14 protein-coding genes are annotated in these 14,051 nt (G+C 34.9%); 3 read left to right on the top strand and 11 right to left on the bottom strand.

What is annotated here, in order from left to right:
* The first annotated feature begins 11 nt into the window (after positions 1-11).
* Positions 12-1,451 carry a rubredoxin gene (locus ACSVH9_RS11960; RefSeq protein WP_438063905.1) on the top strand — a complete coding sequence of 480 codons (1,440 nt, stop codon included), beginning with the start codon at positions 12-14 and terminating at the stop codon, positions 1,449-1,451.
* 160 nt (positions 1,452-1,611) lie between these two features.
* A complete protein-coding gene (locus tag ACSVH9_RS11955; RefSeq protein ID WP_438063904.1) occupies positions 1,612-2,160 on the top strand; it encodes an acyl-CoA thioesterase in 549 nt (182 codons plus the stop codon).
* Between the two features lie 236 nt (positions 2,161-2,396).
* On the opposite strand, the gene cobA is transcribed toward ACSVH9_RS11955, so the two are convergent.
* Positions 2,397-3,170: a uroporphyrinogen-III C-methyltransferase gene (gene cobA / locus ACSVH9_RS11950; protein ID WP_438063903.1), complete on the bottom strand. Its 774-nt coding sequence runs from the start codon at positions 3,168-3,170 to the stop codon at positions 2,397-2,399.
* Positions 3,171-3,404: 234 nt separating this feature from the next.
* The gene (locus tag ACSVH9_RS11945) at positions 3,405-4,667 is read right to left on the bottom strand and encodes an asparagine synthetase B (protein WP_438063902.1); all 1,263 of its coding nucleotides are present in this window, start codon (positions 4,665-4,667) and stop codon (positions 3,405-3,407) included.
* Positions 4,668-4,947: 280 nt separating this feature from the next.
* Here ACSVH9_RS11945 and ACSVH9_RS11940 point away from each other — a divergent pair, with 280 nt between their 5' ends.
* Positions 4,948-5,088: a hypothetical protein gene (locus ACSVH9_RS11940; protein WP_438063901.1), complete on the top strand. Its 141-nt coding sequence runs from the start codon at positions 4,948-4,950 to the stop codon at positions 5,086-5,088.
* A 10-nt stretch (positions 5,089-5,098) separates the two neighbouring features.
* Here ACSVH9_RS11940 and ACSVH9_RS11935 read toward each other — a convergent pair whose 3' ends face one another.
* The 9 genes from ACSVH9_RS11935 to tgt all read right to left on the bottom strand — a co-directional run bounded on the left by ACSVH9_RS11935 (position 5,099) and on the right by tgt (position 13,714).
* Positions 5,099-5,761, bottom strand: a complete 663-nt coding sequence (locus tag ACSVH9_RS11935; RefSeq protein ID WP_438063900.1) for a response regulator transcription factor — start codon at positions 5,759-5,761, stop codon at positions 5,099-5,101.
* 2 nt (positions 5,762-5,763) lie between these two features.
* Positions 5,764-6,555 (bottom strand): sensor histidine kinase, encoded by a 792-nt coding sequence (locus ACSVH9_RS11930; RefSeq protein ID WP_438063899.1) that lies wholly within the window; start codon positions 6,553-6,555, stop codon positions 5,764-5,766.
* Between the two features lie 92 nt (positions 6,556-6,647).
* A complete protein-coding gene (locus ACSVH9_RS11925; RefSeq protein WP_438063898.1) occupies positions 6,648-7,136 on the bottom strand; it encodes a hypothetical protein in 489 nt (162 codons plus the stop codon).
* Between the two features lie 143 nt (positions 7,137-7,279).
* Positions 7,280-7,657 (bottom strand): hypothetical protein, encoded by a 378-nt coding sequence (locus ACSVH9_RS11920; protein ID WP_438063897.1) that lies wholly within the window; start codon positions 7,655-7,657, stop codon positions 7,280-7,282.
* Positions 7,658-7,778: 121 nt separating this feature from the next.
* Positions 7,779-9,317 (bottom strand): replicative DNA helicase, encoded by a 1,539-nt coding sequence (gene dnaB / locus ACSVH9_RS11915; RefSeq protein ID WP_438063896.1) that lies wholly within the window; start codon positions 9,315-9,317, stop codon positions 7,779-7,781.
* Positions 9,318-9,458: 141 nt separating this feature from the next.
* Positions 9,459-10,412 (bottom strand): acetyl-CoA carboxylase carboxyltransferase subunit alpha, encoded by a 954-nt coding sequence (locus tag ACSVH9_RS11910; RefSeq protein ID WP_159686588.1) that lies wholly within the window; start codon positions 10,410-10,412, stop codon positions 9,459-9,461.
* 109 nt (positions 10,413-10,521) lie between these two features.
* Positions 10,522-11,412, bottom strand: coding sequence for a DMT family transporter (locus ACSVH9_RS11905; RefSeq protein WP_438063895.1), 891 nt, complete (start codon positions 11,410-11,412; stop codon positions 10,522-10,524).
* Positions 11,399-12,490 (bottom strand): LptF/LptG family permease, encoded by a 1,092-nt coding sequence (locus ACSVH9_RS11900; protein WP_438063894.1) that lies wholly within the window; start codon positions 12,488-12,490, stop codon positions 11,399-11,401. Before ACSVH9_RS11900 ends, ACSVH9_RS11905 begins: the two co-directional genes overlap by 14 nt.
* Before the next feature lie 93 nt (positions 12,491-12,583).
* Positions 12,584-13,714: a tRNA guanosine(34) transglycosylase Tgt gene (tgt, locus tag ACSVH9_RS11895; RefSeq protein WP_438063893.1), complete on the bottom strand. Its 1,131-nt coding sequence runs from the start codon at positions 13,712-13,714 to the stop codon at positions 12,584-12,586.
* Positions 13,715-14,051: the final 337 nt, after the last annotated feature.

Genomic DNA, 14,051 nt, shown 5'->3' with positions numbered 1-14,051 from the left:
AACTCATATCGATGGATTTAACACGTTTGATTATTAAGGGCGGAGTGCTTTCTCCAGGAGAATTAAAAGAAATTGTAACAATGGCGTTAGAACAAGGTCTAAAAGCTATTTCATTTGGTTCGAGACAAGATATTATTTTTCCAGTAGGATTTAGTCCACTTCATTTAGAAAACAATAAATTGTTTCATTTTGTATATCCCAATGAAAAAAGCGGAAACAATATCGTCTCTTCTTATGTTTCAACAGATATTTTTAGAAATACGCCTTGGGTTACTGGTAATAAATTCTTGTACATACTAGAGCAATTTAAAGAAAATCCGAGATTAAAAATAAACATAACCGATCCCAAACAACAACTTGTTCCTTTATTTACTGGTCAAATCAACTTTGTAGCATCTGAACATGAGGACTATTGGTTTTTATACGTTCGATTGCCTCAATGGGATAAAATGGAAATGTATCCTGTACTCATTTATAGTTGGAATATTGCAGCAGTTTATTATGCAATTGAGTCTATACTAACTGAAGAGCCAACAAATGCAGAAATGATTTTTCAGTTAGTCAATGATAAACTAGATACAAACAATCGTACAATAGACAAACCATTGCATGTTCCGTTTTATCCTTTCCCATATTATGAGGGAATGAATAGACTAGGAATTGACCAATATTGGCTAGGTTTATACTGGAGAAATAACTTGTATGATTTGGCATTTTTAAAAGAAATGTGTGACCTATGCTTTGATTGTAAAATTGGAAAAATTTGTATTACGCCATGGAAATCATTTATTGTAAAGGGAATACCTAAAGAGCGAAAACTCGATTGGGAAAAATTCTTAGGAAAGAAAGGAATTAATGTTAGGCACTCACTTTTAGAACTGAATTGGCATTTACCCGTAGCTGTAGAATGGGCGCTAAATCTGAAAACCTTTTTGGTAAGAACTTTGGACCAGTTTGACATTAGCACTTACGGCCTTACCTTCGGATTGTCCGACTACAACAGGGAAGGTCATTACTTTACCTCTATAGTGATTGAAAGAAATGATATTCCAAAAGACCTTGAGTCGATAAAAATACGAGCTACTTTTAATGTCTTGTATGCCAAAAATTTTGACCCGAATACTAAGGAATATATCGTACACACACAAGACGTAGACAAATTAGAACTCCCCACTATATTGATTGAATTAAGTAAGAAATACTTTGAAGAGCTTGGCAATTCTATCCTAGAAATTAGCACCAATACCTCTGAAAAGGAACCTGTCATAGAAGAATTGTACCAGTGCCAGGATTGTTTAACACTATACAACCCTTTGTATGGTGACCGTTCACAAGGAATTCAAGAGGGAGTTCACTTTACTGCATTGCCTGAGCACTATTGTTGTTCTCTATGCGATGCTCCTAAAGAACGCTTTAAGCAAATCTCTTCCAAAAAAATAGTAGTAAAATAACAAGCCCATTTATACAATAAAAAAACAGGCTGCACTCCGCTTTACTTGAGAGATTGCATCGCTCTTTCAATGGAAAATGAGAACGTACAGCAGGCACCAGATGGTATGGAGGCATGACCTAGACTTAGGCATATCCAAAAACAAAAACAGCATTATCTTTATGGAAACTACTTTTAAAACAGTGAGTTCATCACATGTTATCATTTCGGAACTAATGCTTCCGTCCCACACTAATTTTAGTGGCAAAATTCATGGTGGTTATATTTTGTCTTTATTAGATCAAATTGCGTTTGCTTGTGCCTCTAAGTTTTCGGGGAATTATTGTGTCACCGCTTCTGTTGATACCGTCAATTTTTTGATGCCAATTGAAGTGGGTGAATTGGTAACAATGAAGGCCAGTGTCAATTATGTAGGCAACAGTTCTATGATTATAGGCATTAGAGTTGAGGCCGAAAATATACAAACTGGCGTTATTAAACATTGCAACTCTTCTTATTTTACAATGGTTTCCAAAGATAAAGAAGGAAAAAACGCGCCTGTTCCTGGTTTATTACTAACCACACTAAAAGAAGTTAGCAGGTTTGAAAACGGTGTGCGACAAATTGCCTTAAAAAAAGAAAGAGACTATCAAAAAAGCATTGCCACTTTCGGCACGATTGAATCAATTTTGAAATCCAATCAATACAAAGTTAAGGTAGCTTTGGAGTAGGAAATAGTTTAGTACTTAGTGGGTAGCCCTTAGTAGTTAGTTCATTAAAAAGACATAAAGCGTTTGAATATAAAAACTTCAAATGCTTTATAAAATTCACAGATCTATTACTAAGAACCAATTACTAGGAACTAAAGACAAGAAACTAAAGACAAGAAACTAAAGACAAGAAACTAAAGACAAGAAACTAAAGACAAGAAACTAAAGACTATGGACTATGGACTATGGACTAAAAACTATGAACCGCTCTCTTTTATACCTATGGCCTTCAAATAGTGTTTATCAAGACTAGCATGTCTAACGGTTTCACCAATAATGATGATGGCGGGAGAGGAAAGTTGGTTTTGTTCTACTAACTGACTTATGGAAGAAAGGGTGCCGATTACTTTTTTTTGATCGCTTTTGGTTCCGTTTTGAATGATAGCAATAGGTAAATCGTCATCCCTATGACTTTTATAAATACTAAGAATTTGTTCCAATTTATTCATCCCCATCAAAATAACAACTGTAGCAGCAGATTGTGAGGCCAAAGTAACATCTTTAGATAATTCATGATTGGATGTTGTACCAGTAATTACCCAAAAACTCTCGGCAATATGACGCTGTGTTAAACTAATTCCATTGGCAGCAGGAACTCCCAAAGCTGAAGAAATTCCGGGCACTATAGCTGTAGCAATACCGTGTTGTTCTGCATAATCAATTTCCTCTATTCCTCGTCCAAAAACAAATGGATCACCACCTTTTAAGCGGACTACGTGTCCATATTTTTGAGCCATTACCACTATTAACTCATTGATTAGATCTTGAGTATAGGCATGGCATCCAAAACGCTTACCAACAAAAATCACTTCGGATGCAGTTGTATATTGCAATAAATGCTCATTTACTAAAGCATCATACAAAACAACATTTGCATTTTGTAATGCTTTGATGGCTTTTAAAGTAATTAACTCTTCGTCTCCTGGACCAGCACCTACGATGGTTAACAGAGGTTGTACTGTTTGGTTCATTTGCTATAATTTTTAAAATAAGAAAAAATACTTATTTCAAATATAAGTATTTATACTTAAATCAAAAACAATGTTCTTCATTTTATTTTATCAAACAAGAAAATCATTTTAAGTTAACAAATAATATCGACCCTTTTCATTTACTACTTAGTAACCTATCCTTAATTGAAACCCCAAATAGTAACACAGAGGAAAAATAAACAAAAGCCCTAAATACAAAAAATATTTTGTTCTTTATGTCTTCAACTTTTTCTTTTTAGCCGCAGGAAACAAGACATTGTTCAAAATTAAACGATAGCCAGGCGAATTAGGATGAAGGTCCAATACTGTGGCGGGATCACCTACTTGGTGTTGAAAATCTTCGGGATCATGTCCGCCATAGAAGGTAAACATTCCTTTGCCTTTTTGACCATGAATGTAACGCGCCTCTCCATTGAGTTCACAACTTCCCAACAGCAGTATATTGGATTTTACTAATTCCGCGTCAAAAGCAGTGGTTTGTCCCATAAAACCTTTGATTAACTGGGTGTGATTTTGACACAGCATACTGGGAATAGGGTCCCATTTGGCTGAGAATTCCATCAAGGTAAAGTAATCTTTCTCCATAGGAATTTTTCTTCTTCCTGTCATGTCGATATTGGAGAATTCATATTGTTCGGGGCGACGTTCCAGGGTAAAATTTTTGAAGGCAAACGATTTTGAATAATCCAATTGTGCTTGGTAATTGGGACTACTTGCATCACCATCAAACATGGTCTCACAGATGTCGATTCCTTGAGCAGCCAAGGCGATGTCAAAACTATCGGTCGCAGAACACATGGCAAACATGAATCCACCACCAATTACAAAATGACTAATTTTCTGTGCTACAGCCCCTTTCTCATCGGATACTTTGGCAAAACCAAGCTTCTTTGCAAGAAGCTCAGCCTCTTTTTTTTGTTCAATATACCAAGGAGTATTTTTATAAGTACCATAAAATTTGCCATACTGTCCCGTAAAATCTTCGTGATGCAAATGCAACCAATCATAAAGCAGCAATTGATCAGACAAGACTTCTTCGTCATAGACAGCTGTAAAAGGAATCTCAGCGTAGGTTAAAACAAGGGTGACTGCATCGTCCCAAGGTTGTTTCCCTTTAGGAGTATACACCGCAATCTTAGGCGCTTTCTCTAACAAAACCGATTCCATATTTTGAGAAGGACTTGCTATAAGGTTTAACAACTCCGCTTCTTCACTATCCGATACAATCTCAAAACTTACGCCCCGAATCTGACACTCTTTTCTAATTTCTGGAGCATCGGGCAACAAAAAAGAACCTCCTCTGTAATTGAGCAACCAACTGGCTTTATACTTTTTATCTAAACACCAATAGGTAATTCCATAGGCCTTTAAATGGTTTTGCTGGGAAGTTTCATCCATAGGCAACAAAATAAATCCAGCCTTTGCAATAGTCGACACAAAAAATAGGAAAAGGACACAAAGATTTTTTGGTTTCATATATGTAAATTATATTTTTTATAGGTCATATATGGTATCGCCTTTTACTTATTGTTTTTTGTTTGCAACAGACCTATTGTTAATGGCGATTTCATAGCATCACTTATTGTAGCTCAAAGATAATTGTTATGAACAACTTACAATAGTATAATCAAAAAAACTGTTCTTATTAGATTTAATAAAAAAATGAAGATTTACTAACATTAATGCAAAAAACACGTAAAACTACGTGTTCTCATTTGACACAAGCCTTTTACATTTGTATAAACAATTGATAATTATGAGATTCACCGTTAATTACACTACTGAAGAAAATAAAACCCTTACTCATTATTCATTAGTAAAAAAAATTGCAATGGGGGTAGTACTTGTTTTAGTTATCCTATTTTATGCATTATCCTTTGATTTTTTATTGAGTTAATCCATAAAACTCAATCCAAACTTATCAAATCATTTTGCAAGGCAAAAACCACTAATCCAGCCACATTTCTTGAGTTGGTTTTTAGCAATAAATTGGTTCTGTGTCCTTCAACAGTTCTAGGGCTTATAAATAAGTAGTCCCCTATTTCTGCAGCATTTTTTTGCTTGCAAATCAGTTTTAAGACTTCAATTTCACGCTCCGAGAGCATGCTTTTGTCCAAACAACTTTTTAGCTTACTTCCGGAAAGAGACGCTTCTTTAATTACATTAACTACTTCATCCGAATAATAAAATCCCTTGCAAGCCACTTCGTTGATGGTTGCAATCAATTCTTCTGGAGAAGCATTTTTTAACAAATAGGAAGACGCACCAACATCTATCATATTCGCAATAAATGCCTTAGAATGATAACTTGTTAGCGCAATAATTTTTATTTCGGGAAACTCTTTATGAATAATCTTGGTGGCTTCTACACCATTAATAATGGGCATTTTTAAATCCATTATTACAATGTCGGGAAGCTCGTAGGTACTTCTAAGAAAAGCAATCAATTCTTGTCCGTTATTGGCCTCGTGTAGTATTGAAAAATTGGGCTCTCTACTTAAGATAAATTCTAAACCTTTTCTAAAGAGCTCTTCATCGTCTACTAAAATAATTTTGATCGTTTTGGTCATAACTAAAAAACAAATTCTACTTGTACTCCTTTCGATACCTCAGAATAAAAAGACAGTTTGCCTTTTAAGAATGAGATCCTACTTTCGATATTTTTTAATCCTAAGCCCTTTTGATGTGTACAATCGCCCGCATCAAATCCGATTCCGTTATCAGTATACATGCATTTGGTATACTCCCCTTCATTGAGAAAGGTCACCGTTATAATCGTTGCTTTTCCATGACGAATGGAATTATTAAGTAACTCCTGCAAAATTCTAAAAACGTGCAGTTGTTTTCTAATTTCAGATTCTTCAAAAGCTACTTCATTTTCATAAATAACTTGTACCCCTTTTGCGGAGCTAAACTCCATACACAACTCTTCTACCCCTGCATCTAAACCAAATTTCTCCAAAACAGGAGGCAATAAATCATGCGCAATCTTTCTCGAATTCTCCAATGCCTTACCTGTTAGTGTAATTACATTGGATTTAATTTTCTCTAAATCAGTAGTTGAAAGATTAGGAGTAGCCAACAAATGGGCGTTTAAAGCCACTACATTCAACTTTGAACTAATATCATCGTGTAAATCTTGAGCAATTCGCTTTCTTTCTGCTTCTTGCGTTTCAATTACAGCCTTTAACAGCTCTTTTTGATGAAAAATTTCAGCATCTTTCTTTTCAATTTCTTTTTGAATAATTTTTTTTCTAGAAAAATAGAAAAAAACAATGAGTACCACTGCCAGAATTATAAAAAAGAAGGAAGTGTACAAAATAACTAGAACAATTTCTTTCTCTGTAATGGAAGTTGCATCCATGTATTATGTGGTATTATCTATTTGGGGACTTTAGTGGTATCAAAAATAGCTTAATTTATTATAAACCACAAAAATTAACTAAAAAAAAGGCTTTAACGCTTTTTTTTACCTAAAAAACTTACTTTCCAATCGTATAAAATAAATAAATAATAAACAATTACTAAAAAAGAGTTAAAACTCCAAAGGATAAATTTTACATTATTATTTAATTTTATATTAATATTTCCTACAATAAAAATCAATGTACTAGCTAGTAAATACAAAATAAGTCCTATGGTAAAATAGTAGTATTTTTTTTCTGAAGTCAGCATATTATACAAATGAAGAACAGCAAATACAATGACACTCAAATTAGTAAGCACTATCACCAAAAGATTATATTTAAAAAATTGTTCATAATCCAACCAACTTTGAACCCCAATAGCTACTGCATTCAAAGCCATTGTAGTATAAATGATTGTTTTTTGACTCCTTGAATTGGTCAACGAACCATAAAAAAGCCCTAACATCATCATTTGCCCGATAAAATACATATTCATCAAAAATAAATTACTTTTATGCAAAAGATAAAATACTTCCATACTTAATTGTATTATACTGATAAAGAGTATGTATATCAAAAAAAAACCATTAACCTTTTCTTTTTTGAAAAAGCTAATGGTATATACAATCAAATTTAGCAATAAAATACTATAACATAAATATATTAAAAAGTCATCCATTTTTAATTATTCATTGGACTATTGGGATCCCCATAAGGAGGACATGGTCGACTTGCATCGTAAACAATCTCTTCTTCTTTTGCAACTTCTGAATTCAATGCCTTAGGAAAAACATCTTCATAAATTCCAGTCTTTACGTTTAAACGCGTCCCTACTAACATTAAGGTTTGCTCGCCTAAGTCGTTTATTCCAACATAAGCCCTAACGGCATCTATTTTTTGTTTCATAACCCCTTGAAGGGATTCGATAGGAATAAGATACCCATCAATTTTTTTAGCTCTAGATTCCAACTCAATAGCCGTTTCTTTGTATTTTCTCACCCATTCTTGAGCAGTTGGCAAGGTAATTTCAATTTCTTTAGGTAATTTTTCTTCACTCATAACTTTAATAAATAATTGGTTAATAATAGTTTAAGCTAAGCTAGTCAATTTTTTATTACAAAATAAAAATTTATGAAAGAATTATCTTTCTAAGAATTGAGCTTTTCGTTAAAGCTGAACATTAAAAAGGAACATCACTGTCATCCTCTGGATCATTATTAAAGGTGCTACCAAAAGCCTCATTCGCCGTAGGCAAGTTTCTTGTAAAATCCTCCTGATTCATACTAGAAGGCAAATCGTCATAACCACTGCTGTAATCTTCTAAGTTGTCAAATTTACCAAGGCTACCTACGAACTTCAATCTAACATTCTCTAAACCACCGTTCCTGTGCTTAGCGATAATAAATTCTGCCTGACCTGCGGTTGGAGATTGCTCTTCATCATCCCATTCTTCAATTTTGTAGTATTCAGGACGATAAATAAAGGAAACGATATCCGCATCCTGCTCAATCGCACCCGATTCACGAAGATCCGAAAGCAAAGGACGTTTACTAGAACCACGAGTCTCAACGGCACGAGATAACTGTGAAAGCGCAATTACAGGAACATTCAATTCTTTAGCCAAAGCTTTTAAGTTTCTAGAAATGGTTGAAATCTCCTGCTCACGATTTCCACCCCCTTTTCCATTTCCTCCTGCAGTCATTAACTGCAAATAATCGACGATAATCAATTTTATACCATGCTGTGAAGCCAAACGACGGCATTTCGCACGCAAATCAAAAATAGAAAGCGAAGGAGAATCATCTATAAACAAAGGTGCTTTTTCCAAGTTTTTCACTTTGGTACTCAATTGTTCCCACTCAAATTTTTCTAACTTTCCTGTACGCAATTTCTCAGAAGACAAGCCTGTTTCAGAAGAAATCAAACGCGTAATTAACTGTACAGATGACATCTCCAAAGAGAAAACAGCTACAGGTTTTTGAAAATCGATAGCAATGTTTCTAGCCATAGATAACACAAAAGCCGTTTTACCCATACCCGGACGAGCCGCAATAATAATTAAATCTGAAGGTTGCCAACCCGATGTTACTTTATCCAACTTTTCAAAACCAGTTGCTACACCACTGAGTCCTTCCTGTCCGGCAATTTCTTCGATTCTTTTTTTAGCTTGCAAAACCAAACTCTGAGCGGTTTCAGAACTACGTTTTACGTTACCCTGCGTCACTTCATACAATTTTGACTCCGCTTTGTCTAATAAATCAAAAACATCGGTGGTTTCGTCATACGATTCTTCAATAATTTCAGAAGAAATACGAATCAAACTTCTTTGAATGTACTTTTGAAGAATGATTCTAGAGTGAAATTCAATATGTGCAGAGGAAGATATTTTTTGCGTTAATTGAATCAAGTAAAAATCACCTCCTGAAAGGTCTAATTTTCCGTTTTTTCGAAGCTGAGCAGAAACTGTTAATAAGTCGATGGGTTGCGACTCTGTAAACAGCTGAACAATAGCCTCAAATATGTGTTTGTGTGCTTCTTTATAGAAAGCATCCGGTTGCAAAATATCAATAACCTCATCAACCCCTTTTTTATCAATCATCATGGCTCCCAAAACCGCCTCCTCTAATTCTAGGACTTGCGGTGGTAACTTTCCTTTTTCTAGGTTAATTATTGTGGATTTATCCACTTTTATAGGGCTTATTGATTTAAAATTTTCCATAAAGCGAATTTAAAAAAAAATAGAGAGTGTAGCGTCTAGAGTTATTACAAATAAATGTTTATAACTCGTATATTTTTGTTGATAACCATAAAAAAAGTCCGAAACCAAACGGCTTCGGACTTCAAAATAGTTTGTAGGATTTTATTCTTTAAAATGCCCCATTTTACTGTATTTATCCATCCTTTGAGCGATTAATTCACTTGTTGATAAGTCTTTCAATTCATTGAAACCTTTCAAAATATAATGCTCAACAGTTTTGAAAGTCGTTTCTCTGTCATAATGTGCTCCACCAAGTGGCTCAGGAATGATATCATCGACTAATTTTTGCTTTTTCATATCAGCTGAAGTCAATTTTAATGCTTCTGCTGCTTGCTCTTTGTACTCCCAACTTTTCCATAAAATAGAAGAACATGATTCAGGAGATATTACAGAATACCAAGTATTTTCAAGCATGTATACGCGATCGCCAACACCAATTCCTAAAGCTCCTCCAGAAGCTCCTTCACCCACAATAATGGTGATGATTGGCACTTTTAAACGCACCATTTCGAAAATATTTCTAGCAATAGCTTCTCCTTGACCTCTTTCTTCTGCTTCTAAACCAGGATAAGCACCAGGAGTATCTACTAATGTCACAACAGGAATACCAAATTTTTCAGCCATTTTCATCAAGCGCAATGCTTTTCTGTAGCCTTCTGGGTTGGCCATACCAAAATTACGGTACTGACGTGTTTTTGTATTGTATCCTTTTTGTTGTCCAACAATCATAAACGATTGTCCTCCAATTTTACCCAAACCACCAATCATTGCTTTGTCATCTTTGAACCCACGATCACCGTGCAATTCTAAAAAAGTATCACCGCAAAGAGCACGAATATGGTCTAATGTATAGGGACGATTGGGATGTCTGGATAACTGAACACGTTGCCAAGCGGTAAGGTTTTTATAGATGTTTTTTTTGGTCTCCACTAACTTCTTGTTAATTTCTTTACAAGTTGGGGTAACATCAACATCCGACTCTTTCCCGATAATGACGCATTTTTCTAACTGCTCCTCTAGTTCTTTAATTGGAAGCTCAAAATCTAAATATTCCATAGGATTTTTGCGTTTGTATTATTTTGCAATTCTGGATGTGCAAATGTAAAAATTTAAAATCGTTTCGAAAGATTATTTTTTATTTAACTCGAAATTAAATCCAATTTAACTACTCCTTTTTCGATTTTTCCATATAGTGCTTGATGATGCCATTTAAGATGACCGTAATCACAATAATCAAGGCTCCAATATAAAATTCGGTACTCATTTTTTCTTTACCACCAATGATAAAATACGCCAAAACAATTCCATAAACTGGCTCTAAATTCGTAGTAAGCATCACAGTATAAGGCGACAAGCGACGCATTACTTTTACCGAAGCCGTAAAGGCATAAGCCGTACAAATGGAAGCCAATAGTAAAATTAACAGCCAATTTTTAGGAGTCAAAACAAAGGATTCCACAGTAAATGAACCTTTAAAAAGGAAATAAATACTGATAAAAAGGAAGCCTGCCAAAAACTCATAAAAGGCAATTACCGAAGGTTCATGATGTGCGATTAGTTTTCCGTTGAATAACGTAAAAACAACTCCTAAAACAATGGAAGCCAAAGCCAAAAGCATTCCGTGTAAGTAATTGATTTCTACTTGAAGAATCAATGCTAATCCAGCTATGATTATCAATCCAAAAAACACTTCATACCACAATACTTTTCGTCCGTAAAAAATAGGTTCCAAAATAGAGGCAATAAAAGCACCCAAAGAAAAAACAGATAGGGTGATAGAAACAGTAGCCACCTTAATGGATTCAAAAAAAGTAATCCAATGCAAAGCAATAAGCAAGCCTACAAAAACCAACTTTAAAACAGCACTAAAGGAAATTTCGAATGGAATTTTCTTAATCAATAAAAAAGTCCCTAAGAAAAGTGCAGCAAAAAGCATTCGATACCAAACTAAAAAATCGGCATCGATGGTAATTAAGGCGCCTAATATGGCAGTAAAACCCCAGATAAAAACAATTAAGTGAAGATTTAGGTAACTTTTTAAATTATCGTTTGGCATTGCGTAATAAATAAATGGCTAAAATTCCGAAAAAGATATTGGGTAGCCATACGGCTAATAATGGTGAAAAAGAAGATTTTTCGGCTATGGTGCCAAAGATTTTATCAAAAAAGACAAATGCAAACGCAATGGCGATTCCGATAGCTAAGTTTGTCCCCATCCCTCCTCTTCGTTTCATTGCCGAAACTGAAACCGCAATTATCGTAAGGATGAAGGCTGAAACAGGTACGCTGTATTTTTTATATAACACGACCAAATAAGTGTTAATATTGGAAGAACCTCTTTTGCGTTCTTTTTCAATAAAGGCATTCAACTGGGCAAGATTCAAGGTTTCTGCAATATACACTACAGGAGTTAAATCCTCTAAATCAAAGGCAAAAACAAATTTTTTCTCAGAAGCTTTCTCGATTTTATCTCCCATTGGTCCCAAAGTTCTTTTAGTGTAATCATAAAGTGTATAGGTACTGTCCTTGGGATTCCATTTGATTCTACTTGCGGTAATTTTAGAAACCAATTGCTCTTTTTTAAACTTCTCCAGCGAAAAATTAAAAGCCATTTTAGTGTCTGGATTAAAACTATTCACATATATGAATTCGTGGTCATTGATTTGTCGGTACACATCTGTATTGTCCCCACGCATGGCTTCTTTTCCACCTCCTTTTAGATAAGTATACCTAAAATTATTGAACCCCTCACTTGCGGAAGGAACAAGAAAAAAACCCATCAACAACACCAAAACCGACACGATAGACGCGCCTATAATATACGGACGTAAAAATCGAGTAAATGAAATTCCTGAACCTAAAATAGCAATGATTTCTGTATTATTTGCCAATTTAGAAGTAAACCAAATGATAGACAAAAACAAGAATATCGGAAAAAGGGAATTGGCAAAATAAATGGTAAAATTGTAGTAATAGGTTGCTATCTCCCAAAATGGAATTTTATTTTCCAGCATTTTATTGATTTTCTCCGAAACATCAATTACAATTCCAATCGGGATAAACAACAATAACATTACTGCAAAAGTCGCCAAGTAGCGTTTCAGAATGTATTTGTCTATTATGGTCAATTTCATTTCTTAAAGTTTGAGGTTTGAAGTCAAAAGTTAGATATCATAAGGTCGTCGCTGAACTCACTTCAAATCTCTAACTTCTAACTTCCTATTTTTTTATAATCTTTGGCTCATATTTTTGACCATCATTTCTTTCCAAGGTCTAAAATCGCCCGCTAAGATATGTTTTCTAGCCTCACGAACCAACCACATGTAAAAACCTAAATTATGTATGGTAGCAATTTGCTTTCCAAGCATTTCATTCGAAGCAAACAAATGGCGCAAGTAAGCTTTGGTATAAAAAGTATCTACATAGGTAATTCCCATTTCATCAATTGGTGAAAAATCCGCTTCCCACTTTTTATTTTTAATATTGATGGAACCATTAGCGGTAAACAACATACCGTTTCTAGCGTTACGCGTTGGCATTACGCAATCGAACATATCGATTCCTAAAGCAATATTTTCCAAAATATTAATTGGTGTTCCTACCCCCATCAAATAACGAGGCTTGTCTTCGGGTAAAATCTCGCAAACCACCTCAGTCATAGCATACATTTCTTCAGCTGGTTCCCCTACAGAAAGTCCACCAATGGCATTTCCTTGTTGCCCAGCATTAGCAATATATTCTGCCGATTGACGACGCAAATCTTTATACGTACTTCCTTGTACAATAGGAAAAAATGTTTGCTCATATCCATATTTATAAGGCACTTTTTCTAAATGATTGATACAACGATTCAACCAACGGTGTGTCATGTGCATTGAACGTTGTGCATAGCGATAATCACAAGGATAAGGCGTACATTCATCAAAAGCCATAATAATATCGGCTCCAATAGTTCGCTGAATCTCCATCACATTTTCAGGGGTAAAAAAGTGGTATGACCCATCAATATGCGACTTGAACTTTACTCCTTCTTCCTTAATTTTTCGATTGGCCGATAAAGAATACACTTGATAACCTCCTGAATCGGTCAAAATATTACGATCCCAATTCATGAATTTGTGCAAGCCTCCCGCTTTTTCCAAAATATCGGTTTGGGGACGCAAGTACAAATGGTAGGTGTTTCCTAAAATAATATCGGGATTAATATCGTCTTTCAATTCGCGTTGATGCACCCCTTTTACCGTTCCTGCTGTACCTACAGGCATAAAAATAGGGGTTTCAATTACCCCATGGTCTGTAGTAATACTTCCCGCTCTGGCTTTAGACTGTGTATCTTTTTGTAATAAATCAAATTTCATGGCTCTCTTTTTTCTCCCGACCGTTCGGGACGGCAAAGATAAATTATTTCAGATTTACGAATTAGGATTTAGGATTTTATTTAACAATACTATCTTTTGGGCGTATCACCACCTCCGCAAGCTACGGTGCTGTCGGGCTGTACGCTATATCTCTTGAGGCGAACCCGGCCTCAAGAGGATGCCACTTCCATCCCTTACGCATCTACAAAAAATCTAAACATAAATTACAATATACTACTAATAGAGACAATTTACAAACAGGTCGCAATTTATCCCTACGGGAATCCGAAAATTATTAGATTGTGTAACAATTGTTACTCAAAAACCCATTTTGTAC

The organism is Flavobacterium sp. RSSB_23 (assembly GCF_051547145.1).
GTDB lineage: Bacteria > Bacteroidota > Bacteroidia > Flavobacteriales > Flavobacteriaceae > Flavobacterium.
The sequence above is the reverse complement of the archived record's forward strand: the minus strand, read 5'-3'. Positions and strand labels throughout refer to the sequence as shown.

Coding starts and splice junctions, on each gene's coding strand:
- ACSVH9_RS11960 (WP_438063905.1), top strand. CDS start 12: ATGGATTTAACACGTTTGATTATTAAGGGCGGAGTGCTTTCTCCAGGA.
- ACSVH9_RS11905 (WP_438063895.1), bottom strand. CDS start 11,412: ATGCCAAACGATAATTTAAAAAGTTACCTAAATCTTCACTTAATTGTT.
- cobA (WP_438063903.1), bottom strand. CDS start 3,170: ATGAACCAAACAGTACAACCTCTGTTAACCATCGTAGGTGCTGGTCCA.
- ACSVH9_RS11930 (WP_438063899.1), bottom strand. CDS start 6,555: ATGGATGCAACTTCCATTACAGAGAAAGAAATTGTTCTAGTTATTTTG.
- ACSVH9_RS11940 (WP_438063901.1), top strand. CDS start 4,948: ATGAGATTCACCGTTAATTACACTACTGAAGAAAATAAAACCCTTACT.
- tgt (WP_438063893.1), bottom strand. CDS start 13,714: ATGAAATTTGATTTATTACAAAAAGATACACAGTCTAAAGCCAGAGCG.
- ACSVH9_RS11935 (WP_438063900.1), bottom strand. CDS start 5,761: ATGACCAAAACGATCAAAATTATTTTAGTAGACGATGAAGAGCTCTTT.
- ACSVH9_RS11945 (WP_438063902.1), bottom strand. CDS start 4,667: ATGAAACCAAAAAATCTTTGTGTCCTTTTCCTATTTTTTGTGTCGACT.
- ACSVH9_RS11920 (WP_438063897.1), bottom strand. CDS start 7,657: ATGAGTGAAGAAAAATTACCTAAAGAAATTGAAATTACCTTGCCAACT.
- ACSVH9_RS11955 (WP_438063904.1), top strand. CDS start 1,612: ATGGAAACTACTTTTAAAACAGTGAGTTCATCACATGTTATCATTTCG.
- ACSVH9_RS11900 (WP_438063894.1), bottom strand. CDS start 12,490: ATGAAATTGACCATAATAGACAAATACATTCTGAAACGCTACTTGGCG.
- ACSVH9_RS11910 (WP_159686588.1), bottom strand. CDS start 10,412: ATGGAATATTTAGATTTTGAGCTTCCAATTAAAGAACTAGAGGAGCAG.
- dnaB (WP_438063896.1), bottom strand. CDS start 9,317: ATGGAAAATTTTAAATCAATAAGCCCTATAAAAGTGGATAAATCCACA.
- ACSVH9_RS11925 (WP_438063898.1), bottom strand. CDS start 7,136: ATGGAAGTATTTTATCTTTTGCATAAAAGTAATTTATTTTTGATGAAT.